28 protein-coding genes are annotated in these 24,300 nt (G+C 35.9%); 7 read left to right on the top strand and 21 right to left on the bottom strand.

What is annotated here, in order from left to right; all coding sequences use genetic code 11:
* Positions 1-101: 101 nt before the first annotated feature.
* Positions 102-3,881: an AAA domain-containing protein gene (locus QUF49_RS14410; RefSeq protein ID WP_289496333.1), complete on the bottom strand. Its 3,780-nt coding sequence runs from the start codon at positions 3,879-3,881 to the stop codon at positions 102-104.
* Positions 3,882-4,226: 345 nt separating this feature from the next.
* Between QUF49_RS14410 and QUF49_RS14415 the strand changes: the two genes are divergently transcribed.
* Positions 4,227-4,907 (top strand): GIY-YIG nuclease family protein, encoded by a 681-nt coding sequence (locus QUF49_RS14415; RefSeq protein WP_289496335.1) that lies wholly within the window; start codon positions 4,227-4,229, stop codon positions 4,905-4,907.
* Between the two features lie 37 nt (positions 4,908-4,944).
* Here QUF49_RS14415 and QUF49_RS14420 read toward each other — a convergent pair whose 3' ends face one another.
* A complete protein-coding gene (locus QUF49_RS14420) occupies positions 4,945-5,784 on the bottom strand; it encodes an alpha/beta fold hydrolase (protein ID WP_289496336.1) in 840 nt (279 codons plus the stop codon).
* A gap of 74 nt (positions 5,785-5,858) precedes the next feature.
* Here QUF49_RS14420 and QUF49_RS14425 point away from each other — a divergent pair, with 74 nt between their 5' ends.
* On the top strand, positions 5,859-6,092 hold the full coding sequence (locus QUF49_RS14425; protein ID WP_289496337.1) for a hypothetical protein: 234 nt from the start codon (positions 5,859-5,861) through the stop codon (positions 6,090-6,092).
* Positions 6,093-6,141: 49 nt separating this feature from the next.
* Here the strand turns inward: QUF49_RS14425 and QUF49_RS14430 are convergent, their stop codons facing one another.
* Together QUF49_RS14430 and QUF49_RS14435 are read right to left on the bottom strand one after the other, a co-directional pair.
* Positions 6,142-6,627 (bottom strand): hypothetical protein, encoded by a 486-nt coding sequence (locus QUF49_RS14430; RefSeq protein WP_289496338.1) that lies wholly within the window; start codon positions 6,625-6,627, stop codon positions 6,142-6,144.
* A 78-nt stretch (positions 6,628-6,705) separates the two neighbouring features.
* Positions 6,706-7,467 carry a MerR family transcriptional regulator gene (locus tag QUF49_RS14435; protein WP_289496339.1) on the bottom strand — a complete coding sequence of 254 codons (762 nt, stop codon included), beginning with the start codon at positions 7,465-7,467 and terminating at the stop codon, positions 6,706-6,708.
* An 87-nt stretch (positions 7,468-7,554) separates the two neighbouring features.
* Between QUF49_RS14435 and QUF49_RS14440 the strand changes: the two genes are divergently transcribed.
* Both QUF49_RS14440 and QUF49_RS14445 read left to right on the top strand, forming a co-directional pair.
* Entirely contained in the window at positions 7,555-8,241 is a 687-nt protein-coding gene (locus QUF49_RS14440) for a CPBP family intramembrane glutamic endopeptidase (RefSeq protein ID WP_289496340.1), read from the top strand.
* A 49-nt stretch (positions 8,242-8,290) separates the two neighbouring features.
* On the top strand, positions 8,291-8,938 hold the full coding sequence (locus QUF49_RS14445) for a hypothetical protein (RefSeq protein WP_289496341.1): 648 nt from the start codon (positions 8,291-8,293) through the stop codon (positions 8,936-8,938).
* Between the two features lie 59 nt (positions 8,939-8,997).
* Here the strand turns inward: QUF49_RS14445 and QUF49_RS14450 are convergent, their stop codons facing one another.
* On the bottom strand, positions 8,998-9,141 hold the full coding sequence (locus QUF49_RS14450) for a hypothetical protein (protein WP_289496343.1): 144 nt from the start codon (positions 9,139-9,141) through the stop codon (positions 8,998-9,000).
* 177 nt (positions 9,142-9,318) lie between these two features.
* On the opposite strand from QUF49_RS14450, the gene QUF49_RS14455 reads away from it, so the two are divergent.
* Positions 9,319-10,305: a Gfo/Idh/MocA family protein gene (locus QUF49_RS14455; protein ID WP_289496344.1), complete on the top strand. Its 987-nt coding sequence runs from the start codon at positions 9,319-9,321 to the stop codon at positions 10,303-10,305.
* Between the two features lie 63 nt (positions 10,306-10,368).
* On the opposite strand, the gene QUF49_RS14460 is transcribed toward QUF49_RS14455, so the two are convergent.
* The 13 genes from QUF49_RS14460 to QUF49_RS14520 form a co-directional block, all read right to left on the bottom strand.
* Positions 10,369-10,650, bottom strand: a complete 282-nt coding sequence (locus tag QUF49_RS14460) for a hypothetical protein (protein WP_289496345.1) — start codon at positions 10,648-10,650, stop codon at positions 10,369-10,371.
* 12 nt (positions 10,651-10,662) lie between these two features.
* Positions 10,663-11,055 (bottom strand): SHOCT-like domain-containing protein, encoded by a 393-nt coding sequence (locus tag QUF49_RS14465; RefSeq protein WP_289496346.1) that lies wholly within the window; start codon positions 11,053-11,055, stop codon positions 10,663-10,665.
* A 12-nt stretch (positions 11,056-11,067) separates the two neighbouring features.
* Positions 11,068-11,433, bottom strand: a complete 366-nt coding sequence (locus QUF49_RS14470) for a DUF2089 domain-containing protein (protein ID WP_289496347.1) — start codon at positions 11,431-11,433, stop codon at positions 11,068-11,070.
* A 284-nt stretch (positions 11,434-11,717) separates the two neighbouring features.
* Positions 11,718-12,149, bottom strand: a complete 432-nt coding sequence (locus QUF49_RS14475) for a hypothetical protein (protein ID WP_289496348.1) — start codon at positions 12,147-12,149, stop codon at positions 11,718-11,720.
* Between the two features lie 78 nt (positions 12,150-12,227).
* Positions 12,228-12,671: a GNAT family N-acetyltransferase gene (locus tag QUF49_RS14480; RefSeq protein WP_289496349.1), complete on the bottom strand. Its 444-nt coding sequence runs from the start codon at positions 12,669-12,671 to the stop codon at positions 12,228-12,230.
* Positions 12,672-12,720: 49 nt separating this feature from the next.
* Positions 12,721-13,158, bottom strand: a complete 438-nt coding sequence (locus QUF49_RS14485; RefSeq protein WP_289496350.1) for a VOC family protein — start codon at positions 13,156-13,158, stop codon at positions 12,721-12,723.
* 129 nt (positions 13,159-13,287) lie between these two features.
* Complete coding sequence (locus QUF49_RS14490; RefSeq protein ID WP_289496351.1) at positions 13,288-13,803, bottom strand: DUF2199 domain-containing protein; 516 nt, start codon at positions 13,801-13,803, stop codon at positions 13,288-13,290.
* A gap of 6 nt (positions 13,804-13,809) precedes the next feature.
* Positions 13,810-14,574, bottom strand: coding sequence for a DUF695 domain-containing protein (locus QUF49_RS14495; protein ID WP_289496352.1), 765 nt, complete (start codon positions 14,572-14,574; stop codon positions 13,810-13,812).
* Positions 14,575-14,824: 250 nt separating this feature from the next.
* Positions 14,825-15,280 (bottom strand): hypothetical protein, encoded by a 456-nt coding sequence (locus QUF49_RS14500; RefSeq protein ID WP_289496353.1) that lies wholly within the window; start codon positions 15,278-15,280, stop codon positions 14,825-14,827.
* Positions 15,281-15,415: 135 nt separating this feature from the next.
* On the bottom strand, positions 15,416-16,234 hold the full coding sequence (locus QUF49_RS14505; RefSeq protein WP_289496354.1) for an STAS domain-containing protein: 819 nt from the start codon (positions 16,232-16,234) through the stop codon (positions 15,416-15,418).
* A 349-nt stretch (positions 16,235-16,583) separates the two neighbouring features.
* A complete protein-coding gene (locus QUF49_RS14510) occupies positions 16,584-18,788 on the bottom strand; it encodes a sensor histidine kinase (RefSeq protein WP_289496356.1) in 2,205 nt (734 codons plus the stop codon).
* Complete coding sequence (locus QUF49_RS14515; RefSeq protein ID WP_289496357.1) at positions 18,766-19,458, bottom strand: response regulator transcription factor; 693 nt, start codon at positions 19,456-19,458, stop codon at positions 18,766-18,768. The genes QUF49_RS14510 and QUF49_RS14515 overlap by 23 nt, the downstream gene beginning before the upstream one ends.
* A 288-nt stretch (positions 19,459-19,746) precedes the next feature.
* A complete protein-coding gene (locus QUF49_RS14520) occupies positions 19,747-20,112 on the bottom strand; it encodes a hypothetical protein (RefSeq protein ID WP_289496358.1) in 366 nt (121 codons plus the stop codon).
* A 249-nt stretch (positions 20,113-20,361) separates the two neighbouring features.
* Between QUF49_RS14520 and QUF49_RS14525 the strand changes: the two genes are divergently transcribed.
* Positions 20,362-21,015 (top strand): DsbA family oxidoreductase, encoded by a 654-nt coding sequence (locus QUF49_RS14525; RefSeq protein WP_289497668.1) that lies wholly within the window; start codon positions 20,362-20,364, stop codon positions 21,013-21,015.
* Between the two features lie 144 nt (positions 21,016-21,159).
* Here the strand turns inward: QUF49_RS14525 and QUF49_RS14530 are convergent, their stop codons facing one another.
* On the bottom strand, positions 21,160-21,924 hold the full coding sequence (locus QUF49_RS14530) for a sporulation protein (protein WP_289496359.1): 765 nt from the start codon (positions 21,922-21,924) through the stop codon (positions 21,160-21,162).
* A 195-nt stretch (positions 21,925-22,119) separates the two neighbouring features.
* Complete coding sequence (locus QUF49_RS14535) at positions 22,120-22,875, bottom strand: alpha/beta hydrolase (protein ID WP_289496360.1); 756 nt, start codon at positions 22,873-22,875, stop codon at positions 22,120-22,122.
* A 166-nt stretch (positions 22,876-23,041) separates the two neighbouring features.
* Between QUF49_RS14535 and QUF49_RS14540 the strand changes: the two genes are divergently transcribed.
* Entirely contained in the window at positions 23,042-23,758 is a 717-nt protein-coding gene (locus tag QUF49_RS14540; protein ID WP_289496361.1) for a hypothetical protein, read from the top strand.
* A 330-nt stretch (positions 23,759-24,088) separates the two neighbouring features.
* On the opposite strand, the gene QUF49_RS14545 is transcribed toward QUF49_RS14540, so the two are convergent.
* On the bottom strand, positions 24,089-24,292 hold the full coding sequence (locus tag QUF49_RS14545) for a hypothetical protein (protein WP_289496362.1): 204 nt from the start codon (positions 24,290-24,292) through the stop codon (positions 24,089-24,091).
* Positions 24,293-24,300: the final 8 nt, after the last annotated feature.

A 24,300-nucleotide genomic window follows, 5' to 3' on the forward strand; every position in this document is an offset into this window, starting at 1 on the left:
GTTAATTGTTGTAACTTAATTAGTTTATTAAGATTGTATTTTAATAAATATATTAGAAACAGAAAGAAACACTTGTCCTATTAGACAAGTGCTCATTTTAATTATCCTATTGTTACCTCTTCTTTGATCCGTTCTTCACGAACAATCTTCTTAATCAACTGATCAATTTTTTCAATCTCATTACTAGAATTTTTCCACCAATTTCTGCTCCAAATTCTAGTTATCTTCCAGCCTTTGTATTCCAAAAAACGTTGGCGGTATACATCTCTCTCCTTTGCTGATGCAGCACTATGGAACATTGCTCCATCACATTCAACACCTAGTATATATTTTTGAGGATTATTAGGATGTACAACGGCCATATCGATTCGGTATCCTGACATGCCAATCTGTGTATCAACTTTATAGCCCAGGTTACAAAGTTGCTTGTAAACCTGCTCTTCAAACGGTGAATCAAACCATAGATCTAATTCCTGTTTTTTAGTATTGTGGTTTTCATTAATCTTTGTAATGAGTGTTTCAATCTTATCTTTATTTACTTCGGAAACAGCTTTAGAGTATTCTAAATAATTCTTCAGTAATCGCGGACCATCATTCTTCGCATTAGTAACGTTTAATTCAGTTGGTTCAATACTTGAGACAACATAGATTTGTTCCTTTGCACGAGAAACAGCTACATTTAGACGATTTTCACCGCCACGTTGACTAAGAGTGCCAAAACGACTATAAACTTTCCCCTGTTCGTTTCTTGCATATGCGATTGAAAATATGACAATATCTCTCTCATCACCTTGGACATTTTCAATATTTTTCACAAAAATTCTTTCATCTAATTCTTTACTCATAATTTGCTGGTACTGCACAGCAAATTTTTTATCATTTTCAACTTCTCTATCAATAATATCCAATATTTTATCTTGTTGTTTAGCATTGAACGTAATAATACCTATTGATTTTCCAGGATGATCATTTACTATTCTTTTAAGTAAATTCACTACTTCAATAGCTTCTACTTCATTACATTGATTAATCCAAGTTCCATTTTCAACCTTAAGCCACTTTATTGCTGCCGGATCTTTCAAAGGCGATACGTTAGGGGCTATTTGAATATTGCCATTATAAAAGGCGTGATTAGAAAAATTAATTAACTCCTCGAACTTAGATCGATAATGCCATTGAAGCATCTTTTCTGGCAGGATACGTTTTGATAAGTTCAAAAGACTTTCTGAATACTCCAGATCATTTTCATCTTCTTCATCTTCATCAACTTGTATTTCTCCCTTAAATAAATTTGAAGGGGGAAGCTGTTTCTCATCACCAGCAACAATTATTTTACTGCCTCTATATATTGAAGGTAACCCATTTTCAACTGTACATTGTGAAGCCTCGTCAAAAATAACAACATCAAACATATCTTTTTCCAAAGGGAAAATTGCAGAGACAGTTTCAGGAGAAGTTAACCAAACAGGCATAGCATCCAAAAGTCCATTTAAAGAAAATTGGCGTACCAATTTTCTAACTGGCCAAACCATTCTTTTCTTACCAACCTGATGTTTAAGTTCTTTAAAATGCTTGCTGTTCATTTGTTTTGAGTGATATAACCATTTCAATAGGCGATAAGATAGAACTTTAGCTGATAAATCTTTTTTCTCATTCAATACATTTTTAAAAGATTCTCTGACTCTATCTAATTCCTCAGACCCTATTTTACTTATAGATGGATGCTTTTTTTCAATTTGATCAATCCAATGAATATATGCTGATTGCTTTACAATATCTACCCATTCTAAAGCAAGTTGGCTATGAATATTCTCATTTGTTTTTTCTTTGAGTCTATCAATAATGCTTTTGATAAAAGGTAAACTTTCATCATAATCTCTATCCATTAATCTCAAATCTTCAAAATCCTGAATAATAAATTCTTGCATTTTTTGAAGGTCTAAAACTGGGATATCTCCTTTTGAAACTCTATTATTTAAGTTCTTAATCGAATCATCAGTAAAATATGTCTTTAATGAGGTCAGTTCTTTAGACATACCTTCTGATACCTTTGAAAGTTCAAATAACACCTTTAAACTTTCTCTTAACCTTGGCCATTCTTTTGAAGTTAGTCCTTTAAATTTATCACCATTTAATAATTCTTCGACAATAGTTTTCCCTGAAAAAGAAGTCCACCACCATAACCTTAGCTTTTGTAAACTTTTCTTCTCTTCTGGGTTTAAATCATCATAGATCTTCTCAAGTTTATCGCTTATTAACCATGTGTACTCTGGTGTAATTTCTTCTTGTTCAAAAGTATTTAAATACTCAACGCTTTTATTTGCTTTTTCAATGACCTTATTCAAAATTTCTATTAAATTCTGACGATCTTTTATCTCTAAATTATTAAACGTTTTCCGATCTTTTAGGGGATAATTATTTCCACCAAATCGTCCATAAAAACTGCCATATGAAAGAATTTTTGATAGCACGTCTTCAAAATTGTCTTTATTTAAGGATTGTAATATATTTTCTAAATTCAATATGACTTCTATTTCTGTAATTGGTTTTCCTAAGCCATACAAATCATAAGCCTTATATCCATGTGATTGAACTTCATAAAGTCCCTTTGCAATACTATTTAATTCTTTTTCATATTGCTCAATTTTTCTGGACAGCTGTATCAAATCATGTTCATACTCATGTATTACTGAGTCGTCATCTAATAAAGTATGGATACGAGAATAAAGGTTCTTTCTATCATTCTTTTCATCGTGTAATAAAGCAACTTGTTTTGAAAGACCTATTGAGTCCAGTCTTTGGTAAACTACATCAAGAGCTGCTCTTTTTTGACATACAAGTAGAACTTTTTTATTCTTTGCCGTAAAATTTGCAATAAGATTAACTATTACCTGTGATTTACCTGTACCAGGAGGACCATGAATGACCATTCCTTTTTGCCTATCAATTTCTTTAATAATTTCTTCTTGAGAAGCATCTGTGTCTAAAACATAAAACTTTTCTGCCTCAAGTGATTCCTTATATTGTTCTATTTCTAATTCTTCATCGTCTTCCGTGGAATCAAGGTTTTCAATACCTAGCAGTTCACCTAATACACCATGGTTATCTTCTAAACCAGACAAAGTAATGAGATCTTCATAATCTTTCAGTAATGCTGAATTTCCTTGAGGGAAATTACCTAAAATAGATAAATTCTCAAGTTGGAACTGGCCATTTTTCAATTGTGGTATTAAATCTTGAGTTAAGTTTACAAATTGCTTAATTTCAGTCGGATTAGAGGACCATAGCATATTTAAAGAACAATCTTTTAACCAAGTCGTCCATTTTAAGAAATCAATTTTTTTACTAATTGTTTCAGCTTCCTCAAAAAGATCTTCCGTAAAATCTATTCCGCTTAGTTTTTTTAAGGCCAGAAAAAGAGTTCGGTTTAATTGTGGTTCACTATCCTCCATTGAAAGAGTCCACTTTATACCTCCAGCTTTTTCTTTATTAAGTTTTACAGGATATAAAAATAATGGTGCCCTAACATATGTACCATCTAACATGTTCCCTGTTATGTATGGGTATCCCATGTATAAATCATATAGTCCTGTCTCTTCCTCAATTGCCTTTAAGTTTCTATATAAGTTATTTAATTTTGCAGAGTATAATAATGTTTCCTCATTATTTACGTCTTGCTTAAGCAGTGTTATGCTTCCCTTTTGCTCTACAATTCTATTAATTACTTTTGTTGGATCTAAATTTAAGTTTGATAAATTATTCAGATCAAATGCCCATTTATCATAGAGCTTTAACATTCTAATGGAACGATTTCTTTTACTCAAATCATTCAATCTATCTTTATATTTAACAAGTTTTTGTTTCATTACTTCTTCATTCATGATCTCACCCTTTTTATTTAAAAAAATAATTCATTTAAAAAATTTCTATTTCATTATATCTTTCTTCCTTTTACAATAAAATACAAAATATATCTTAAAAAGTAATACCTTGTTTCACTAAGAAAACAGTCTAATTGTGGATGTAGAAAGATATTTCTTAGTAAATTATCTAAAGTCTAAATATTCATTTCATTACACATTTATCCTTATCTCACAACCATATAACTGATGTGTAAGCTTTATATTTCTCTTATTATATAATATATCATTTGTAATGTTTTCCAAATTTCATTATTCTATGAATATACATATTATTTTACTGTATTTGGAAAGGAGGCAGGAGCATTGCTAAAAGGATTTCTTTCATTCTTAAACAAAAAGAATCACACAGATCCACCGGTACATAACGTATTACTTTCTCTTCAGAAAATATACCTATACCAACCAGATCAGCATGAGCTACAAAGAATAATAGACTTGCCTTTTCCAGAGGGAAAGGCTCCAGGATATGTTTATTTTGTCCAAGAGCATATGAACGGAACATTTAAAATTGGAAAGACAAAACATATAGAAAAACGTATGAATGTCTTTGGTGTTAAACTACCATTTAAGAATGAACTTATTTATCTGATTAAGACGGGTAATCATCATCAAACCGAAGTGGCCTTTCACAAACACTTTTCTCATAAACGGCTAGAAGGGGAATGGTTTCAGTTAAACCAAGATGATATCAGTTGGATTAAGGAACAAAAGTACACGAAAGATATATTTACTACTATTGATTCGAAGCCCTTAAAAGAAATAAAAAGAGAATCGAAATCAGATGAAGTATATTTAACACCTAAACAAATCGAGTACGCAAAGTCAATGTTAAACAAGTTAGATAAATATGAACTTGTAATTAATGATGCTGAACTTACTAAAAAAGACCTTGATCGCTTAATCATGTACTTCAAGTTCAAAAATAAAGGTACACTCGTTAATATGGTTAAAGAAGGTATTCTAAAAGAAAAATCAACTGTATAAATACTAAAAGCTGCCTAACTTGGCAGCTTTTCTTCGTTTAAGCGTTCAATTTATTAAAAGTCTTACAATGCACAATGGTTCGATGAAGCCACTCAACAAAATGCACATTAAAAAGCTCAACCTGCTCAATCTGCAAATTATGCCCTGCCGTATCCAATAATGAGAATGAAGCTCTAGGATATTTATCGAGTACATCAAACGCATCCTTATAGCCTACTACATTGTCTTGTCTCCCTACCAAAAACAAACTAGGTCCATGGAAAGTCCCTTCATCTACTTCATAAGAATAGCCATAAGCATTCTGAATTTTTTCAAGAAATGCTTGATCCGCAGCTTCCATCCCTACCACAAGTTCATCCATCGCTCTATTCCAATTGTTTTCATTTAACACCACGAAATTGTTCTCAAAGAAATCATTCTCTTCTGTGTTAAGAGTTGCTACAAACGCTTCATCTCTATGTATAACCTCGTGCTCCGGAAGGGTTCGTTTTGTCTTTTCAGCTATAATGACCGGGCAAATAAACGCTGCGCCTAAAACAAGTTCACCCATTTTCGCGATGACGCCCCTTGTCAGATATCCACCATAAGAATAGCCTGCAATCAAAAATGATTGCTTTGGCAATAACGAATTAATACATTCAATAACAGTCTGCAGCATATCATCTGTATTGGCGACTTCATCATAATCTTTGGTCTGACCCATTCCAGGAAGGTCTATATAAATTCTTCTGTATCCTTCCCTTTCTTGGAAGACGGGCTCCATACATCCTTTCATCGCACGGTGGTCTAGCGTGAATCCATGAATTATCACGATTGGTGTTCCAGATCCGATTTCTTCATAATACATGTTTGCTTTCTCGACTTTACAATAAGGCAAGATTCACCACTCCTTTTTCTATTCATTTCGTTCGGTAAAAAGACTGTATATCCTGCAAGAAAAGGTATGTTAAAATGAATGCACTCATTAAGGTTGAAGGAGCTACTGTTTTGAAAGCATTTATCATTAAATTAGTGTTTGGCGTTATCACAATGGTCATCTGTTATGGCATTCTGTACATGTTCGGTTATCACGACCGTGCATTTACCCCTTACATTGTTCTCCCAATTGGTGTTGCTGGTGGTCATGGTGGCTTATATCTGTTCACCATCATCCAGGAAGCGAAACAACAAGCCAGAAAAGGTTAGTTTTAGACACTAAAAAAGAGCTGATTCTCTTTCAGCTCTTTTCTTAAAATCATTCATTTGTTTTCGTTTCTTCTAACGTGAAATTATTGTCTTCTGCGAACTTCTCTAGTTCTGTTTCGCTTTTCTTCCCAAAGTCTTGCGCTTCTATGAATTTCGCATACGACTCCTCATCGAGTGCTGTATCTTGCTTTTCAAAAGCAGACAAACTCAGTTTCAATCCTTCTGCATTCGACTGAATCGCTTTTATGAAGTTTTCCTGAGACTTACTCAAGTCTTCCAGCTTATCAAAGTTCATGCTCTCCGCTTCTTTTACTAACGCTTCATACTTCTCGATGCTTTTCTCTACCTGTGCTTTGGCGTTCGGGTCTTCCATCATCGCTGCAAAATTCTCTTTCGCTTCTTCAAAAGCTTTGATTTCTTTATTGATCAGCTTATTGCGATCATCTAAATATGCGTTAAAGTCATCTTCCATCAACAAATTACATCCTAAAAGCATCAAGCACAGTGCTGCAAACAACAAAGCAATTCTCTTCATCTCTTCACCTCATGGATAATTTTCGTATATATTTCTTGATACCCTATCACCATGAGAGTAAACCAAAGTTTTACAATTTTATAATTTATATACAGATTTTGAAATCTCGTATTCTATGATTGCTTTCTCTAAAAATTCCAGTACTTGCTGATCAACAGGATATAATGCTAACGATTGTGAGGCGTCCTCCGATTTCCGCGCATTCCAAAATTTCTCCTCTAACTCGGCATCTCCTTTAAACATTTCATGTGATAACAGCAAGACATCAGACGCGATTAACTGCCCTTCTTCTGATGAAGGCTCTGTGTCTTTTTTGATACAGATCTCCATTCGTTTGATGATGTTGATCCATTTTGCAGCACTCGCCTCTTCCATCTTAGGCATGGTTTCTTGAAGAAGTTCCTGCTCTTCACCAGAAAACAGCTCGTCCCACGTTTTCTTTTTGTTTTGCCGTTTCGTATTTTCGTTCGCTTTTATGAAAGACAGAAGCTCTTCCCAATCCAGTTCTCCTTGAAGTTCCAACACATGCAGAAGGGTGTTTGTTTTTTCAACCGCTTCATTTACATGTGAAAGCTTTTCTTGAAGCTCTTTTCTTTGAGCAGCTAGAATTTCTTTCATTGTTATGTTATCGATCATCTTTTTTATTTCATTAAGCGGCAGTGAGATGGATTTCATCAATGTAATTTTTTGAAGGGTGTGTACGTCTTCACTCGAATAAAATCGTGCACCGCTCTCACTCTTCACACTTGGTGTTAGCAGGCCGATCTGATCGTAGTACCTCATCGTCCGAAGTGAAAGGTTGTATTGTTTGGCAACGCTTCCTATTGAAAGTAAAGTCATTTTGAATCAATCTCCTTTTTTCTCTTGCAGGTTACGTTACGTCACCCTCTACAATTAACATATTATAACAACTGGAGGAACAATGATATGAACGTTACAACAGAAAATAGATGGACGTGGAAAGAACTCTTACTCTTACTAGGATTGTGTTTAATCGGGGTGCCAATCTTACTTGAAAATTTGCTGTACGATCAATTGCTAAAGCGGTTTGACAACTCGTTATACGCTGGAACGTTAACAGGCTTCTGCATGTCGATCGTTTTTACTGCAGGTGTTTATCTTGTTGCCTTAAAAGAAAATAACTTAGATTGGAAAGCAGTAGGTATACAGCCACTCACACGGCAGTCGTGGAAAACCATCATGATCTGGACAATTCTCCTCATCATCATAAGTATCATGATTGTTGTTGTAATGGATCTTCTTTCGATCGGATCAAGCAACAGCAAGACCGATAGCTTGAAAGCAGACCTCACACCCTTTACCTTTATGATTGGATTTCTGTCAGCAAGCGTCGTGTCACCGATTTATGAAGAGATCTTCTATCGTGGATTTCTGTATACATGGTTTAGAAGATACGGTGTTTGGAATGCGATGATCCTAAGTTCTTTCATTTTCATGATTGTGCACATTCCAACCTATAACACACTCCCTGTTAACTTCGCATCTGGCCTCGTCTTTTGCTGGGTGTATGAGAAAACAGGTTCTATCATCGCGAGCATCATCATTCATGGAATTGTAAACGGCATCGGAATCTCTTTATCTGTTTTGAGCTAGCGAACTACGTGGTAAAGTATATGTATCTACTATTATTGGGAGGACAACGATGAAGAAGACCCATCCTAGTGAACCTTATGTGCTATTATTTTCCCCTCTGTTTTTTGGTCTATTTGGTGTTATGGTCGGCCCCGTCACACTATTCTACATATCGCTTTACGTCATAACGAATATCATATTACTTTTTTACGCAATCTACGTGTCCCAAAGAATCAAAAAAAGGAATTATTCAAAAAAACTCATAGCGACTTATATAACGGTCACGGATGTCGTAACTTCTTTGTTGTGTCTAGTACCAGGGCTGAAAGCAAATCAATATGTATGGGTGTGGGTGTTTTTATGGGGCGTGTGGTTTTTGACATTCTTTCTCTTTTTCATCGGACCTCGTTTTATTACATTGTTAAGAAAGCAGGAGAACCAAAGGCTCATCGCATACATCATATTTGGAATATCAATGGTGCTACTCATTCCAACCGGTCTTCTTACAGGCCGCTTTAGCGGAGATATCGTCGCGGAGTGGTTAGGAAAAAACAAAAGTATGCACACTACCCCATTCATGATTAGCCTGACATGCTCGCTCATGTTCCTAGCACTTGCCCAGGTCAGTGGCAAAAAGAGAAGCGGTGCATGGAACAATGCCGATAAGCCAAGGAAAAGAGGAAAGGCTTCTTCACGTAGACAATCCATACAAAAATAATACAGCACAAAAAAGCGAAGATCCCCTAAGATCTTCGCTTTCTTCATGTATAGTGTCTATTATTTCGGATTCAACGACGTAAGTTCGAATTCTGGTTTACGTTTTTCTTGATCAACGAGTGATTGTTCTTTTAGCACGAATCGTGGTACTGGCAAATCTAAAGGCTTTGTTGTTAGCTGTTCATGGTTTGTCATAGTAAGCATAACTCATCCCTCCTTACCAGGTTTTGTTCTATCTTTACCCCGTATATTATCTTAAGAAACCTTTTTCAACAAAAATAGTGCGACAGTCCTCATTATTTGTCTAAAACATGACTATAGGAGTAGAATACATACTATGAAAGCTGCAGGCTTTTGCCTACAGATGGGAAAGGATGTTGAATGTTGAATTTTGGAGTGATCGGAACAAACTGGATTACAGAAAGCTTTATTTCTGCAGCCCGTGAAGTGGAAAGTTTTACATTAAGTGCTGTTTACTCTCGTACAGAAGAAAAAGCGAAGGAATTTGCTGAGAAAAATGGCGCAGAGCACACGTTTACCGATGTGGAGGAAATGGCAGCAAGCTCTGTTATTGATGCCGTCTACATTGCGAGCCCGAACTCGTTTCATGCCGACCAAGCGATTATTCTCATGAAGCATGGCAAGCACGTGATCTGTGAGAAGCCAATTGCGTCGAACGCTGCTGAAGTTGAAAAAATGATCTCTGTCGCAAAAGAAAACAACGTGTTATTGATGGAAGCGATGCGTTCCACCGTGACACCGAACTTTAAGAGCATTCAGGAAAACCTACATAAGATTGGAACAGTCCGCCGTTATTTTGCGAACTCGTGTCAGTACTCTTCCCGTTATGATAAGTATAAGGAAGGAACGATATTGAACGCTTTCAGACCAGAATTCTCAAACGGGTCACTAATGGATATCGGCATCTATTGTCTGTACCCGATGGTTGTTCTTTTTGGAGAGCCTGAATCTGTGAAAGCCAATGCCTACTTGCTGGAATCAGGAGTAGACGGTGAAGGCAGCATCCTCTTAAACTACAATGACAAAGAAGCGGTTGTGATGTATTCGAAGATCTCAAACTCTTACGTACCGTCTGAAATTCAAGGCGAAAACGGAAGCATTCTAATCGACCACATTCAGGACATGACGAAGATCGAGATCCGTTATCGTGATGGACGTACAGAAGACATTACAGTACAGCAAGACAAGCCGAAGATGTATTACGAAGCGAAAGAATTTATTGAATTGATCGAGCGTGGCGAGCTGGAGTCAAAGGTGAACTCCCATCGTAATTCACTCGCTGTGATGAAGATCATGGATGAAGCGCGCAAACAAGTTGGATTGGTGTATCCGGCAGATCAGAAATAAGACGATAACGACCAGATCATGTCTGGTCGTTTTCTTATGACATGTAATAACCCTACCAAACTTTTATAACCTAACAATCACTTCGGTTCCATCTTGGGCTTTTACATTTACGATTTCTAGACCTCTATGCTTTTTCAGCTCTTTTATAATACGTTTTAGTTCTGATTTATCTATTGAGGGAATGGTAAAGGATATGTTTTTCTGCTCTAGGTGAGGCTTTGACCATTTGTTTGCGTGTCGAATGAGCATTTTGGAAGTGATAATTGACGTACAGATGTTTAAAAGAATATATGGAACAGGTATGGAGAACTTCGCCCCTTTTGTTTTCACACTCACATGTAACATAGGCTGTGTCTCCTACTCAATAACGACAGATACGGTATCACCGTTTGCAGATTTCACATCAACAATCTTGCCGTCCAGTTCATGATCGATGGCTTCTAAAATCAAATCAATATTAATATCTTTTACATACTGCTCAGATTGTGGAATTTTCGAAGCAATGTTGTGACCCGCTGCTAAAACAAGTTTTACTAGTTTAATCGGTAAGTTTACATTGACGTTGTCACTTTCAGCCGATACCACTCGGATCTTTAACGTTTTCTCGCTGTAACTAGCAGGAAGGTTTACCGGTTTAACAGATGTTGTGTTTTCCTTTTCTTTTAGAACTTGAATTAATTCAGATCCCTTTTCCGTGTCGATCTTTCCTTCTTGAACCATAGTTAGCACTTTTTCAATCTCAGTTTTCATTTCACATTCCTCCTATTCGTCTTTTAACATTTTGATTGCATCATCTGCAGAAATTTCTCCACGTTCAAGCATCATGACAATCTTCTTCTCGTCTACTTCATTTTTCTTTTTTTGTTCGTAACCTAGTGAAGATGCAATGTCGTTCAGCTTGCCTCTAACAGTTGGGTATGAGATCCCCAGTTCTTTTTCAACTTCTTTAATATTGCCTCTGCATACGAGAAAGACTTCCACGAAATGAAGCTGCTCTTTCGTTAGCGATGCAAACTTAGATAACTCAAATTCGTTCTCAATCGTCGTTTGGCAATGAGAGCAATGCAGTTTCGTAATCTTGAGTGTTTCAGTACAAACAGGACAATTCGTAAGTAAAGGATGTGCCATATCAGATTCCTTTCTTTTTTAACTTAATTTGATTATATACAACATAATTATAAAAGTGAATATAAATTATCAATATTTTTAATTTTAATATTAATATTATTTATTTATTGATTAATACTGGTTTATTTTCATTGTTTTTTATTGAATTTCTTAAGGTGCAATAAAAAAAGACCCTTCCTGAAAGGCCTCCTCTACTTCCTTATATGCACCTCATTGCGGAAAAAGTGTTTAGCTTACTTCTATTCTAATTTAGCAGCTAATTATCAATAAACTCATCCGTTTAATTAATTCAAATCTGCTTTTATCGTATTCTTATAAATATCTACTTTGTTTGCCGTGAAAATCAAAGATTGAGGTTGCCCATTGATTGTAAGACGAATGTTAACCGATAAAGGGTAGTTAATTTCTTTAATCATATCTTCTAATGCAAAGTATTCATCTAGCTTTTCTTTATAAAAAACAACTGAACTAATCGATGCTTCGTCGTCTTCAATATCAAGGTTGCACATCATAGGATATACATCACCATTATGAGTAGTTAATTCCCCTAATACAATTGAACCGTTTAACTCTTTTGTAAAGTTCTTGGTTTCAGAAGGTCTTACCCACGTTTCATCTTGTTCTTCATTTTCTTCTTCGTCTATTACCCATTCCCATATAGGATGTTCTTTTAAGTCTTTAATGGATAATTCGTCGACTGGTTTGCTTGTAGTCATTATGTACATCCTCCAATTCTCTGTTATGACAACCCTGATATGCTGTATTTGCTTAATAAACCCCGTTTGTTGAATACACTAATCATTCAATTCTATAGAAAATACTTCCTGCCACTTAATGTTTTTATAACCAATTCTTTTGTAAAATTTATGAGCTTCTTTTCTCTGACCACCAGATCTTAAACGTATCTCTTGGTAACCCATTTTCCTTGCCCAATCTTCACATTTTCGCATTAGTTTTTCTCCGATACCTTTTCGGCGATGATTATGATCTACTACTAGCCCGCCAATTTCTGCGAATGGGTGTGCCTCAATTAAATGTCTACCATGTACATGAACCCAACCAGCAATTTTATTAGTATCAAGTTCCATAACGAAAACTTCATTATCATCACTTACCAACAATTTATCTAGCCGTTTCAAAATTTCAGATTCTAGAACTTCATACCCTAGTTGTAAGGATAATCTTAAGATTTCTTTTGAGTCGCTTATCATTGCCTTTCTAACAATAATGATATTCACCCTCTTTTTTAAGTTGGAGTTCTAAAACATTTTACGTCCCGTTCATTATTTATCTGATTTTTTCCGCCAGTTCTAAAATAATCCCTTCTGGACCACGAACATAGCATAACTTATAACGATCTTCATATTGCTCGATCTCACTAAAGATTTCCGTGCCCTTGCTTTTCAAGTTCGCAACAATCGCTTCAATATCTTCAACAGCAAAGCAAATATGTCGGATCCCCAGCGTATTTGCAAAAGGTTGCTGAGTTTCCCTTTCATCTGATGGAGAATAAAATTTAACTAGCTCGATCCAGACTTGACCATCTGGCATCCCCAACCCTACACATGCCGTTTTAACACCTTTAAGCCCTACAATTCTGTCCAGCTGTTCTCCTTCCATTTCCCATTCCGCTTTCACTTCAAGTCCTAAATCAAGAAAAAACGCTTTAGCCTCTGAAAGATTGTTTACGTTTATACTCACATGATCTATTCTGTTGATCTTCATATCTCTTACCTCCTATATTTCTAGTTTGTTTATTTCAATACTTGTAAATAAAAATATGCGTTAATCCTTTTGAATTAACGACTGGTGGCTGAGAATATAATAATTCAATAAAAAGTCTAGAAATTAAATCTACTTATGCTTACAAAACCATTGAGCAATTTCTTTAACCCGATCAATCGTAATCCCTTGTCTTTGTTCGATAGAAAGTGGGTGATCTGTAGGCTCGAGCTCTATATATGGGCGTAAATCAACAGAACGGGTATGCACATAAGTTTTTAGATTAATCGTATCAGGATACAATGGGAGTGCAGTGGATAACCATCCAAACATAGGCTCTAGCTTTTCACTTTCAGGATCATCCCAATGCTCTAAAGTGAGTTCAAAATTCTCCTCGCTGAGTGAGACCCATACACCCCAAACGAAGGGTTCATCTGATCCTTTGACGGGTATCTCAATACAGCCTCGTATAAAGAAGTGTTCCCCATCCATGACACATAGATCATCACTTATTTCAAAACGCTTTTTACGTTCTCTTTTTGTAGCTTCTTCGTAATAAATAGGTGCAGGGCTGCCATAGTTAAAAGGTAGTTCATCATGATATTTTCCGCAGCAGCTGCATATGTATCCTTCTGTAACATCCGTCATTCTTTATTATCCCCTCTTACTTAAAATAACCGGAGATTCCCATCCGTCATATTCACCATTATGGTTTTGTGCGATTTCTATAATTAAATCAGTCACATCGTCAATTAAGGGATAATCCACACCATCTTCACGCGAAATGGTGATGCTGTATGTACCATCTTCGTTCTTTTCCTGTTCTACGTATTCTGTCTTGAAGCCTTCTTTTTGGATGTCTTGTTCAAATGCTTTTAAAGCATTCAAGCTTTCAAACTCTATCCAATGTTCAATCTTCCGAGGTTCTTCTAGATGATCTTTCTCGTTTTCTAGCACCTCTACTAATTCACGGTTTGACATATGTTGAAATTGATAGGTGTTTGGGTATAGGAATTCATAATAAAATGACCAGGGTTCCTCTTCTTCAATATATGAAATTTCCGTTTTGTATCCATTCTTTTCAAAGATAGCTAGTGCATGTTGCTCGATAATTTTGGAATGTTTCTCTTTTTTAGCATAATAAAAGAATTCACGTGTGCCGTTCGTAGTGAGCCGTCCGACTTGAATGATATCTTCATCATTCAACCTTTCCATCAGATCATATTCCCACTCACCAATAATTTCATCTTCTTGTTCCTCAGGGAAACCTAGCTCTGTTGGTTTTTTGATGACAATACTTACTGAATATAACCATTTATATTTTTTGATATTTACTTCTTCCGTAACGTCCAGATCTACAACAAATGAAGCCAAGTGTTCTTCCAACTCATCCATATAAAAGTTCCAGTTATCAGACATAATCTCTCCTCCTTATCCTTAGTATAAAAATGGGCCGACATCAAAACTATGCATATATATTACTATTTTTTACACGTTAGCAGCGGTTGGCTTTATTGCAAGCTGCATGCAAACGGGGTATGAACATTTGATTATAAACATCATTTGGGTATTCTTTTGAATTCATTTAAAACCATCATGCTACGTTTGTTCAATAAAAAGGAGCGTTAATGCTTCCTGGATCAACGCACTCGATTAATAATTACTAGAATTAGCTTTCAAACAGTTCTTTCTTTTCCTCTTTTGTTAAACCTGTAAAGAACTTTTTATGCACCCTCATTTCTTTCTCTTTTCTAGGGAATGTTTTTTCAAGCCAAGTTACAGCCATTGGCGTATGTTCAGGCTGAGCATTTACTTTTTCTAAAAACCAATCATATTCTTTGATCGCTTTATCAGTAAGAAGCTTCAAGTCTTTTTTTCTGCTTTTATAGTCCAGTTCGGCTAGTTCTTTTGCTGTGATGCCATCTTTTATATTCTTTACCACGCCAATCTCAGAGGGCATACGTTGCTCATTGACTGATACAAAGAAATGGATATAGTTCGGCAATCGAAAAAGCCCTTTTTTTGTATCTTTGTGATTGGCAATAAAAAGCCAGTCTCCTTTGTTTGAAAAGCAATTAAAATCTTTTTCATGAATTGCAATTAACATTTTTTTATATTTTTTCATGTCACACCTCACTTATGTAGCAAACATTTTTTTCTTAAATAATGCACCCATCCACCAAACCCTTAGAACCAAAAAATTCGCAACGAATTACGTTGCGAGTTTATCATTATCATTATAGAAATTAGTATGGTTTTACTATCTAATATAATCTTCTAAAGCTTGCTGAAGAGTAGCTTTTGTCTTCGCTTTACTTTCAAAGGTTAATCCGATGCTTGTTACTTTGCGTACAATCTCTGGACGCAGACCTGTAATGACACACTCACAGCCCATCATGTTCGCACCTTCGATTACTTTCATCAGGTGTTCAATCACTTCTGTCTCCATTTGAGCAATACCAGATAAATCGATGACTAACGTTCCGATGCGAAGTCTGCTGATTTCCATAAGTACTTTCTCTTCAATTGTGTCTGTTCGATATGTATCAATATTTCCTATTAGAGGAAGAACACAAACTGTTGATGTGATCGGAATAATGGGAACAGAAAGATTTTCAACGAGTGCTTTCTGAGACTCGATCAATTTATCTTTGTACTCGGAATAACTTAAGAATAATTGGTTTAAAAATTTATCAATGCGGTCATTAATTTCTTTTTCCGTGTTAAAGAAACCTTCAGCTTCTACTTCAATGTGATTTCTTTTATTGAATTCCTGCAGATATTTCCAGATGGTTCTTCGGATGGCTTGTACCCATTCAAGTTTGAATGCTAGCGTGAGGCTATGTGATGCCCACGAAACACCTTCTATTTTTGCAAATTCTTCTAATTCACTGTCTTTTCCTTGTATGGTGTACATTACAAGTTTATGAGCATTGGATAATAAATCAATGTTACCGATCAATAGTATTTCTTCAATTTTTCCACGAACATTTCGGGCTTCACTTAATAATGATTCTTGGAACTCTGCTCTGTTATTTGTGAAAAAATCAATATAATCCTTTTCCAAGGTTAAAGCCATAGTGTTCACTCCTATTTAAAATATAATTTAGAAATTTCTACCTACTATTGTACCATTTCTACACAAAAACGAACATAAACTTTGTAATTAAAACTGTTAAAATCATTAAATATTTTTCACAGATATTAACATTCGCAGCGTGTAAAGGCATCTTTAACTCAATAAAAAAAGTGCACTTCTCCTTTATGAAGAAATGCACCAATCATGGAAACTATTTATTTGCTAGTAGTCTCAGAGATTTGTGGAATGTGGCTCTTTTCTTTCACATGAGGACTTCCCGCATCCTCTGCAAACCCAAATATGCTATACAGTACGATGGTTAGGCCTATAAACAGCTTTCTGTTCACTTTCATGATTCCATCGCATCCAGTTCAATCGTGACTTTAAACAAGTCGCCATCTACGTCAATATCCAATGTTCCTTCGTGAAGGTCAACGATGGATTTTGCAATGGCAAGGCCTAAGCCTGATCCGTCTGTATGGCGCGACGTATCACCTCGTTTGAACCGTTCAAACAATTCTTCAATGTTTCCGCCAAGTTCGTATTTCGAAACATTTTTAAAAGAGATTTGCACTTTCTGGTTAACAGGTGCCACCGAAACATAGACTCTTGTGTTGTCCATCGAATATTTTAGAACGTTCCCTATTAGATTATCAAATACGCGCCACATCTTCTGTCCATCCACATACGCGAAAAGTGGTTTAGCAGGTTCTGAAGTTCGAAAAACTAACGAAGATTCTTTGATCGTTTCGTTGTATTCGGCCATCGCCTGCTGAAGCAGCTGCACGATATCTACCCGTTGTTTTGTGAGTTCAAGATTGCCGCTTGCCATTTTTGATACTTCAAACAAATCATCGATCAAGATCTTCAATCGTTTTGATTTCCGGTCAATGATTTCCAAATACGCATCATGGTCTTCTTTCGTTAATTCTTGTGATTTCATGAGCTCTGTATATGTGATGATTGAAGTTAACGGTGTACGCAGATCATGACTTACGTTTGTAATCAGCTCGGTTTTTAATCGTTCACTTTTTGCCTCTGCTCGTTTTGAGGTTTTCACACCGTGTTTCAATGCATTCAGGTTTCCAGCGAGCATTGCTAATGCTGAATTCCCCTTGTGAGGCAGATCTTGTTCCATTTGTCCTGCTGCAAGCTCTTTGGAATGCTGAATGATTCGGTTAAGGTATCCGATTCGTTTAAAAAGATAAATCAGAACCGGTATGGTGAAAACTATAAACAAAATAGCATAGAGCGGGAAATGGATAGGATACATGAACACAACCCCAGCACCAAATCCGGATAAAAAGATCACGATAAGAAGCAGCAGAATCTGAATTCCGACACTTCTGTTGTAAAATGCTTCTGATCCTAATCGGTAAAACCAGCGTGACATTTTTAACAGAAATGCTTCTTTATACAATTGTTTCTGGCCAACCTCACGATAGATCCATACGAGTTGTACAAGTGTTATCCCTGTCATAAGAACCGCGAACAGAAATTCGATGATTCCGCTACTGTACATATACGAAAAGTAAACATAATTCTGTGCATTCGCAAAAAGGGCAACGATCATGAAGAAAATAGAAAGCAACAGAACCCCAAGCTTCATATCGATTGGAATGGCTTTATATAGATTTCGTTTTTCAGAAGCCGCAATCACCTGTAAAGGATGCATCTTTTTGGCCCATAACAACAAAAGTACAATAGCTAACAAACTGATGATAGACGTTGCATAAAAGAAAGTTTGTCTGTTTTCAAAGTCATTTTTTTGCTCTGTGATCCAGTTTCCTGTAGAAGCGGAATTGGGTATCGTAATAACGCCTTGAAGCAATCTTGGTTTTGGAGCTACTAATTCGTTCTCAGGATAATCTAAAAATGTATAATGACCATTTATCTGTAGTGAACCATTTTCTGATGAGGAATAGTGTTTCGTAAACAGATTAGATGACTTCTCTAGATCTTTCGCACGATTGGCATTCTTAACATTTGTAAACACTTCTCCTGTTTTCACATCTTCCAGATAGTAATCAAAACTCAGCAAGTTCGTATCGTAATTAGCGATGAAATTCTCTCTTTCGTTAAGAAATTCGTCAATTTGCTTTTCCTTTTCTTTCATTAGCTTCGCTTTAACATGTTCATCGCTCTTAAAGTTTTCCATAATATCGTTAATCTTCTGATCTCTTTCTTCTTCATAGAGCTTTACTACATTTTCATTGTCTGCCGCTTTAGCATCATCAATTCTTCCCTGATACTGATCTCTTAGGTTCGAGACTTGATCGGATAAAGTGCCATAGCGCGTACGATGCTCCTCAATATCTTCTTTTGTCACCTTAATGTTGCTCTTCAATTCTTGTTCAGAAGTATGATTGATATCGGCAACAGAAATGTATTCGATGTATTCATTCAACTGCATGTCGAAATCTTCTGTATGAAAATAATCTTTATTCACGTACCAATGGACATTGTCTAAGATGGATAGAATGCCGCTAAGTCCAATGGTCAACAACACAATCCACACCGTTATTTTTGTTCTACTTTTCCATCTTGTATCCAATTCCCCATACCACCTTTAAATACCTCGGATTTTTCGGGTCAATCTCAATCTTCTCTCTGATTTTACGAATATGAACGGCAACTGTATTTTCCGCATTATAACTCGGTTCTTTCCATACCCGCTCGTAAATGTCTGTTATGGAAAAAACTCTTCCTGGATTACACATCAACAGCTCCACGATCTTATATTCAATCGGCGTTAATTTTACAGATTCACCATTAACTGCAACTTCCTTTGCATCCTTATCGAGTGTCAGTCCGTTTAGATTGATCAGCTCCGTTTTTCCTTCATATGTACCAAGTGTGACGTATCTCCGAAGCTGAGACTTCACGCGGGCAATCAGCTCCAATGGATTGAAGGGCTTTGTCACATAATCATCGGCCCCAATCTGCAGCCCCAGCACTTTATCGGTATCTTCACTCTTTGCACTTAGTATGATGATGGGGATATTTTTTTGTTCGCGTATTTTAAATGTGGTGGAGATGCCATCTAATCTTGGCATCATAACGTCCATTACAATCAGATGGATTTGGTGCGTATCGAGCATCTCAATCGCTTCAATTCCGTCTCTTGCCTGCACGACGGTTAACCCTTCGTTTTTCAAATAGATTTCAATAGCGTCTCGTATCTCTTTCTCATCATCTACAACCAGCACTGAAAACTCATTCATGTTTCTCACTCTCCCTTCTGCATTATAGCATGGTATATATTTGAAATTACCTTCATTCTACACGGCATTCCTTTACAATTACCTAGCAAAAATCTTAAGACTTTCTTAAGTTTCATGATGGCTGGGTGGACGCAAAAATGGCGCTTACCCTGTTACAGATAGGCACCCTATTGTTTAACCGTAAAAGTTATTTTTAGCAAAGAGGCTTTGTCTTTTTAAAATATATTAGTTTAACAATATGTGAAGCTAAATAAAGATTGGTAAGATTCACTTCTGAATAACAATAAATCAGATCCCTTCTGGAAAATGAAAAATGATATATTTTTCATTCCAGACCTGACTGATAACAGAGATATTACCCTGAACACCTTCGAAAAAATATGAGGCTTCGTCTTTTTTTACGAAGGACCATCCTTTAACTTTCATTAATTGCATAAGGTTTTCATCCGCTTTTTCCTTTGTTGAGATATACCATTGATAACCCTGATAATACGAAGGTATTTTAACGATTTTTCCATTCGCTTGATTTACCAACATCAATACTTCTTTTTTAGAAACGAACTTTACAGGTAATGGCTCATAAAATCTACCAAATAAAAATACACCTACCACTAGCAGTGATATGGTTATATTGTATTTCACCCATTTTTTCATGGAAGTTTCTCCTTCATGTAATCTCTATAGCTCACAATCGAGCTGAATTTAGGAAATAGATCTCGACTTAATAATTATTCTTTTCGTCACTCGTTTAATCCTTTTTCTTCCATGTGATCGGAGTCCCACAATCAAACCACGTGTAAATTTCCCGCTTACCTTCTATACTATAGAAGATAACAAGTTTTGGAGGGATTGACGATGTTGCATATTGAAATGTGGACAGACTTCGCTTGACCATTCTGCTATATTGGCAAAAAGCGTCTGGAGGACGCTATCAAACAGATTGACCATCCGATCGAGGTAACGTATCGCTGCTTTGAATTGGATCCTACATTGGAACGTGATGTAAAAGAAAATATTTACGAAAAGCTAGCTAAAAAATATGGGATGAGTTTAGATACCGCGAAAGCCAACACTCAGAACATGGTTCAAACGGCAAAACAAGTCGGGTTAGATTTTCAGTTTGATACGATGATTTTAACCAATACTTTTGATGCACACCGTGTAACGATGTTTGCTAAAAAGCACGGTAAAATGAAAGAGATGACCGAGCGTATTCTGCACGCGTACTTTACTGAATCGAAGCATATTGGAGATCATGAAACCTTAACAGAACTTGCAGCAGAAGTTGGACTGAATCGAGATGAAGTGGCAAGAATGCTCGCAAGTGATGAGATGGCAGACGTTGTTCGTGCTGATGAACAAACCGGACAGCAGCTTGGCATTACAGGCGTACCGTTCTTCCTTCTGAATAAGAAATACGCCTTAACTGGCGCACAGCCAACTGAGGTATTTGTTCAAGCATTGAATAAGGTTATTGCGGAGGATCAAATTACTGTTTTGAACGATCAAAACGGAGCGATTTGTGATGATGACGGGTGTGAAATTCCTGAGAAATAGTGCGGGTGTGTAAAGCAAAAGAACCAAAAAAAAGCAAAAATACTCAGGGTTGTGTATCCCTGAGTATTTTTTATGATGCCATATAGGATACCTCAGACGCCTGCTAATATACATAGTCTTTAATATCGGTTTTCTTTAAATTCTCTAAAAATGCTTTAATCTCTTGGATACTTCACTTTGGTCATGACTAATCTCTTTAGGAAGTTTTAATAGAACATAGTTTAGAGGGTTGCTATTGATTTTACTAAAGGCTGATTTAAAAATTACGTACATATAGAGATCTATGGACTCAGTTGTGATATCAAAGAAAATCTCAATTCTTTCATACTTATCTTTATAAATATGCGTCGGCTTAAATCTTACCGATTGTAAAAACATGTGTTGTCTCGCGTTCAAGACCGATGCAAATTCTTTCTTATCAATTTTTATAATCTGTTTATCCATCAAGGCTTCTCGGACATTTGCTGAAAACTCTAATTCATCCTGAAATGTCTTCATACAAGATTCCATGAAAGGATGCATCTTTACTTGAACATAGTCTTTGTCTTCAGGATCTAATGTTTTAGGTATCTCTACATCTGTTTTCAGCCAAAGTTCTTTTTCATAAAGAGGAATTGGAAGATTTTCAGGCAGCTTAAAATGAAAGGCAATACGCCTTTCTTCATCCTTTGCTATTTCTTTACCTACAACAATCTCATAACTAAAGAACGGATAATGAATGTTTTCATTTCCAAAATTATATGTCTTTACAAGAGAATGCTTTATTCTTTCAATCCTTTTAGGCTTATTTCCGCCATAGAGAATGACTTCCCCATATACAAATTCACCGGGTATGAACGTTGAAGTATCAATGATAGTATCAACCCTTACCAGCCCAACCATAAAACTTGATAGTATTTGTTTAATCATTGAATTCTCCTCCTACTCTCTTATTTTTGCTTACGATAAGAAATGTAATTAGTTTCGCTAATAAAACGCCGAAAACTCTACTTTAGGACGAAGAGATGACTAAATTACCATAGAATAAAAATATCAGTGAAACGTAAATACATCCTCTCACTTAAACATGAGAGGATGCTAGCTTTTAGGAGATTTTTTTCATGCTTAAACTTTTGCTCTATTAAGAATCTCTTCAATAAATAGCAGTGATTTATCAATAATGAGTTGCTGATCGTAATCGAGGGTAGCGACGTGATAGCTGTTCTTCAATTGCAAGATCTCTTTTTCAGAAGATGCAATCGAATCATAAATGACTTTAGAGTTATTTGGCGGTACAACATGATCTTCTGTTGAAACCAAAATTAACGCAGGACAAGTGATAGAGTGGAGATTGTTTTTTACGTTTTTCATTAGCTTTACAATCTCTCCTACTGATTGCACCGGGGTTTTGTCATATGCTAATTCAGTTACTTCGGGATTTTTTAAATCAGATCCAATTGCATCTAAAAACCTGTCATTCGATTGTTGCATAGCTTCCAAGTCTGGAATTTCAATCGCTGCATTAATTGGGATAATGGCTAGGATATCTGGATATTTTTCTGCTAAGTATAACGCGAGTGTACCTCCCATAGAGAGACCCGTAACAAAAATCGTGTCGCAACGCTCTTTGAGCCAATGATAACCTTCTTCAACAGAAGCAATCCAATCGTTATAAGTAGTCTTTTCCATATCTTCATAATGAGTACCATGTCCTTTAAGCCTCGGCCCGCAAACCGTATAACCCGCTTTAGCGTAGGCTTCACCAAGTGGACGCATACTTTGTGTTGAACCTGTAAAACCATGTGAGATCAATATCCCCACGTTGTTCCCTTCGAAATAGAAAGGTTGAGCATTTTCAATAACTGGATAATTTTCTGTCATTCTAATACCTCCAATCGTTTTACTGCTTGATGTATAAGTTCAATGAAGTGAGTTCATTACCTGCTAAAGAAAACATTTTAATAGAGTAATATTACTAGGGATTATAAGATAGAGATAAACGGAATTCTTCATACAAACGCAGGACATTTTTAAAGGGAGATTGGACATGATTATTAAAGATATTGAATTGTATGTTCCAAAGAACAGGAAATTAAACTGGACGTTTTTTCATGAAACAAGATGTATCGCTTTTTTATATAGCCGCCTATTGCCCAAAAAACTAAACGGAAAAGAATATAAGGGGATTCAGATTTTTTGTATTAAGAGTATGGAACACAAAGAGCAAATCGATGCATATGATCCTATCACATTTAACTACTTACCTGTTTATGTTGAGACAGATGTTGAAGCCATTTTAGTGAATCCCTCTGATCTGGAAAAGAAAGAACACGCACTCGATATTGTACATAGTGGAATGAAGCTAGCTGCTCAAGAACTGGGCTGGGATCTGACTGTTTTTGAAGAAATATATAACACGATTAAAAAGACAAAATATGAAAACATCTATCCCCTTTTGAAGAAGAGCAGCCCTAATCGAAAATACATGTGCACCATACTTTGTCATCATGAGGTAAAGAGTATTGATGTTTATTTGGAGATAAAGAAAAGAAATGGAGATGTCATTAATACTGAAAAGCTCTTCTCTGTTGAAAACAGGTTAGAACAGGATCTTTTTAGTGCTTATGGCAGTCTTGTTTGGAAACTAAATCATAAAGTTGAGTTTGCGGATAAGGATTATAAAAACGTTTATCGACTGACATTTCTTGAAAAGGACAAACCTGAGGATCTATTGTGGAAAATCCAAAAGAATGGGATTTCTTAATAAGCTTCGCACAAAACACTTAAGAGCACCAAAGTTAAAACAGCCTTACACAATTCTACTAATTGGGAGTTTAAGCAAGAAGGCTTGTTTTAAAAATATAGAATACTGACCATGCTATCTACATAAGATTAGGTATCAAAATATAGAGGTGTTGGCAATGAAACTTACAAAAAATCAATATAAAGAACAACTTTTAAAACGACTGAGTCATTTTGAACACTCAGATTTCAAGATAGAAAAGATTACTTTTTCTTCCCCCATGGAGACGATCAAACATCTAGCCCCTTCTCTAATACCGATAAAAAAAAGCCCTAGAATATAGGGCTTTTTTCATTTCATAGATGTCAAAATATTGTTAACCGTACTAACAACAGGATCATTTTTAGACACCTTTACTTTATTAATATCAAATTCAAAGTTATCATTTTCCGCATAGCTGCGTAATAATAGATCTCTATATTGTTCTTTAGTTAGCTTTGTTTTTTTTGTAGGTTTTCCTATCATTTGCGGAGCAGGTTTTGATAAAGCCTTCATTCTTCAAC

Source organism: Fictibacillus sp. b24 (genome assembly GCF_030348825.1).
Lineage (GTDB): Bacteria > Bacillota > Bacilli > Bacillales > Fictibacillaceae > Fictibacillus.

What these genes read in the sequence shown, in the direction of transcription:
- QUF49_RS14410 (WP_289496333.1), bottom strand. Translation starts at nt 3,881, where the DNA reads ATGAATGAAGAAGTAATGAAACAAAAACTTGTTAAATATAAAGATAGA.
- QUF49_RS14425 (WP_289496337.1), top strand. Translation starts at nt 5,859, where the DNA reads ATGAATGCACTCATTAAGGTTGAAGGAGCTACTGTTTTGAAAGCATTT.
- QUF49_RS14430 (WP_289496338.1), bottom strand. Translation starts at nt 6,627, where the DNA reads ATGAAGAGAATTGCTTTGTTGTTTGCAGCACTGTGCTTGATGCTTTTA.
- QUF49_RS14435 (WP_289496339.1), bottom strand. Translation starts at nt 7,467, where the DNA reads ATGACTTTACTTTCAATAGGAAGCGTTGCCAAACAATACAACCTTTCA.
- QUF49_RS14440 (WP_289496340.1), top strand. Translation starts at nt 7,555, where the DNA reads ATGAACGTTACAACAGAAAATAGATGGACGTGGAAAGAACTCTTACTC.
- QUF49_RS14445 (WP_289496341.1), top strand. Translation starts at nt 8,291, where the DNA reads ATGAAGAAGACCCATCCTAGTGAACCTTATGTGCTATTATTTTCCCCT.
- QUF49_RS14450 (WP_289496343.1), bottom strand. Translation starts at nt 9,141, where the DNA reads ATGCTTACTATGACAAACCATGAACAGCTAACAACAAAGCCTTTAGAT.
- QUF49_RS14455 (WP_289496344.1), top strand. Translation starts at nt 9,319, where the DNA reads ATGTTGAATTTTGGAGTGATCGGAACAAACTGGATTACAGAAAGCTTT.
- QUF49_RS14460 (WP_289496345.1), bottom strand. Translation starts at nt 10,650, where the DNA reads ATGTTACATGTGAGTGTGAAAACAAAAGGGGCGAAGTTCTCCATACCT.
- QUF49_RS14465 (WP_289496346.1), bottom strand. Translation starts at nt 11,055, where the DNA reads ATGAAAACTGAGATTGAAAAAGTGCTAACTATGGTTCAAGAAGGAAAG.
- QUF49_RS14470 (WP_289496347.1), bottom strand. Translation starts at nt 11,433, where the DNA reads ATGGCACATCCTTTACTTACGAATTGTCCTGTTTGTACTGAAACACTC.
- QUF49_RS14475 (WP_289496348.1), bottom strand. Translation starts at nt 12,149, where the DNA reads ATGACTACAAGCAAACCAGTCGACGAATTATCCATTAAAGACTTAAAA.
- QUF49_RS14485 (WP_289496350.1), bottom strand. Translation starts at nt 13,158, where the DNA reads ATGAAGATCAACAGAATAGATCATGTGAGTATAAACGTAAACAATCTT.
- QUF49_RS14490 (WP_289496351.1), bottom strand. Translation starts at nt 13,803, where the DNA reads ATGACGGATGTTACAGAAGGATACATATGCAGCTGCTGCGGAAAATAT.
- QUF49_RS14495 (WP_289496352.1), bottom strand. Translation starts at nt 14,574, where the DNA reads ATGTCTGATAACTGGAACTTTTATATGGATGAGTTGGAAGAACACTTG.
- QUF49_RS14500 (WP_289496353.1), bottom strand. Translation starts at nt 15,280, where the DNA reads ATGAAAAAATATAAAAAAATGTTAATTGCAATTCATGAAAAAGATTTT.
- QUF49_RS14505 (WP_289496354.1), bottom strand. Translation starts at nt 16,234, where the DNA reads ATGGCTTTAACCTTGGAAAAGGATTATATTGATTTTTTCACAAATAAC.
- QUF49_RS14515 (WP_289496357.1), bottom strand. Translation starts at nt 19,458, where the DNA reads ATGAATGAGTTTTCAGTGCTGGTTGTAGATGATGAGAAAGAGATACGA.
- QUF49_RS14520 (WP_289496358.1), bottom strand. Translation starts at nt 20,112, where the DNA reads ATGAAAAAATGGGTGAAATACAATATAACCATATCACTGCTAGTGGTA.
- QUF49_RS14530 (WP_289496359.1), bottom strand. Translation starts at nt 21,924, where the DNA reads ATGATTAAACAAATACTATCAAGTTTTATGGTTGGGCTGGTAAGGGTT.
- QUF49_RS14535 (WP_289496360.1), bottom strand. Translation starts at nt 22,875, where the DNA reads ATGACAGAAAATTATCCAGTTATTGAAAATGCTCAACCTTTCTATTTC.
- QUF49_RS14540 (WP_289496361.1), top strand. Translation starts at nt 23,042, where the DNA reads ATGATTATTAAAGATATTGAATTGTATGTTCCAAAGAACAGGAAATTA.
- QUF49_RS14545 (WP_289496362.1), bottom strand. Translation starts at nt 24,292, where the DNA reads ATGAAGGCTTTATCAAAACCTGCTCCGCAAATGATAGGAAAACCTACA.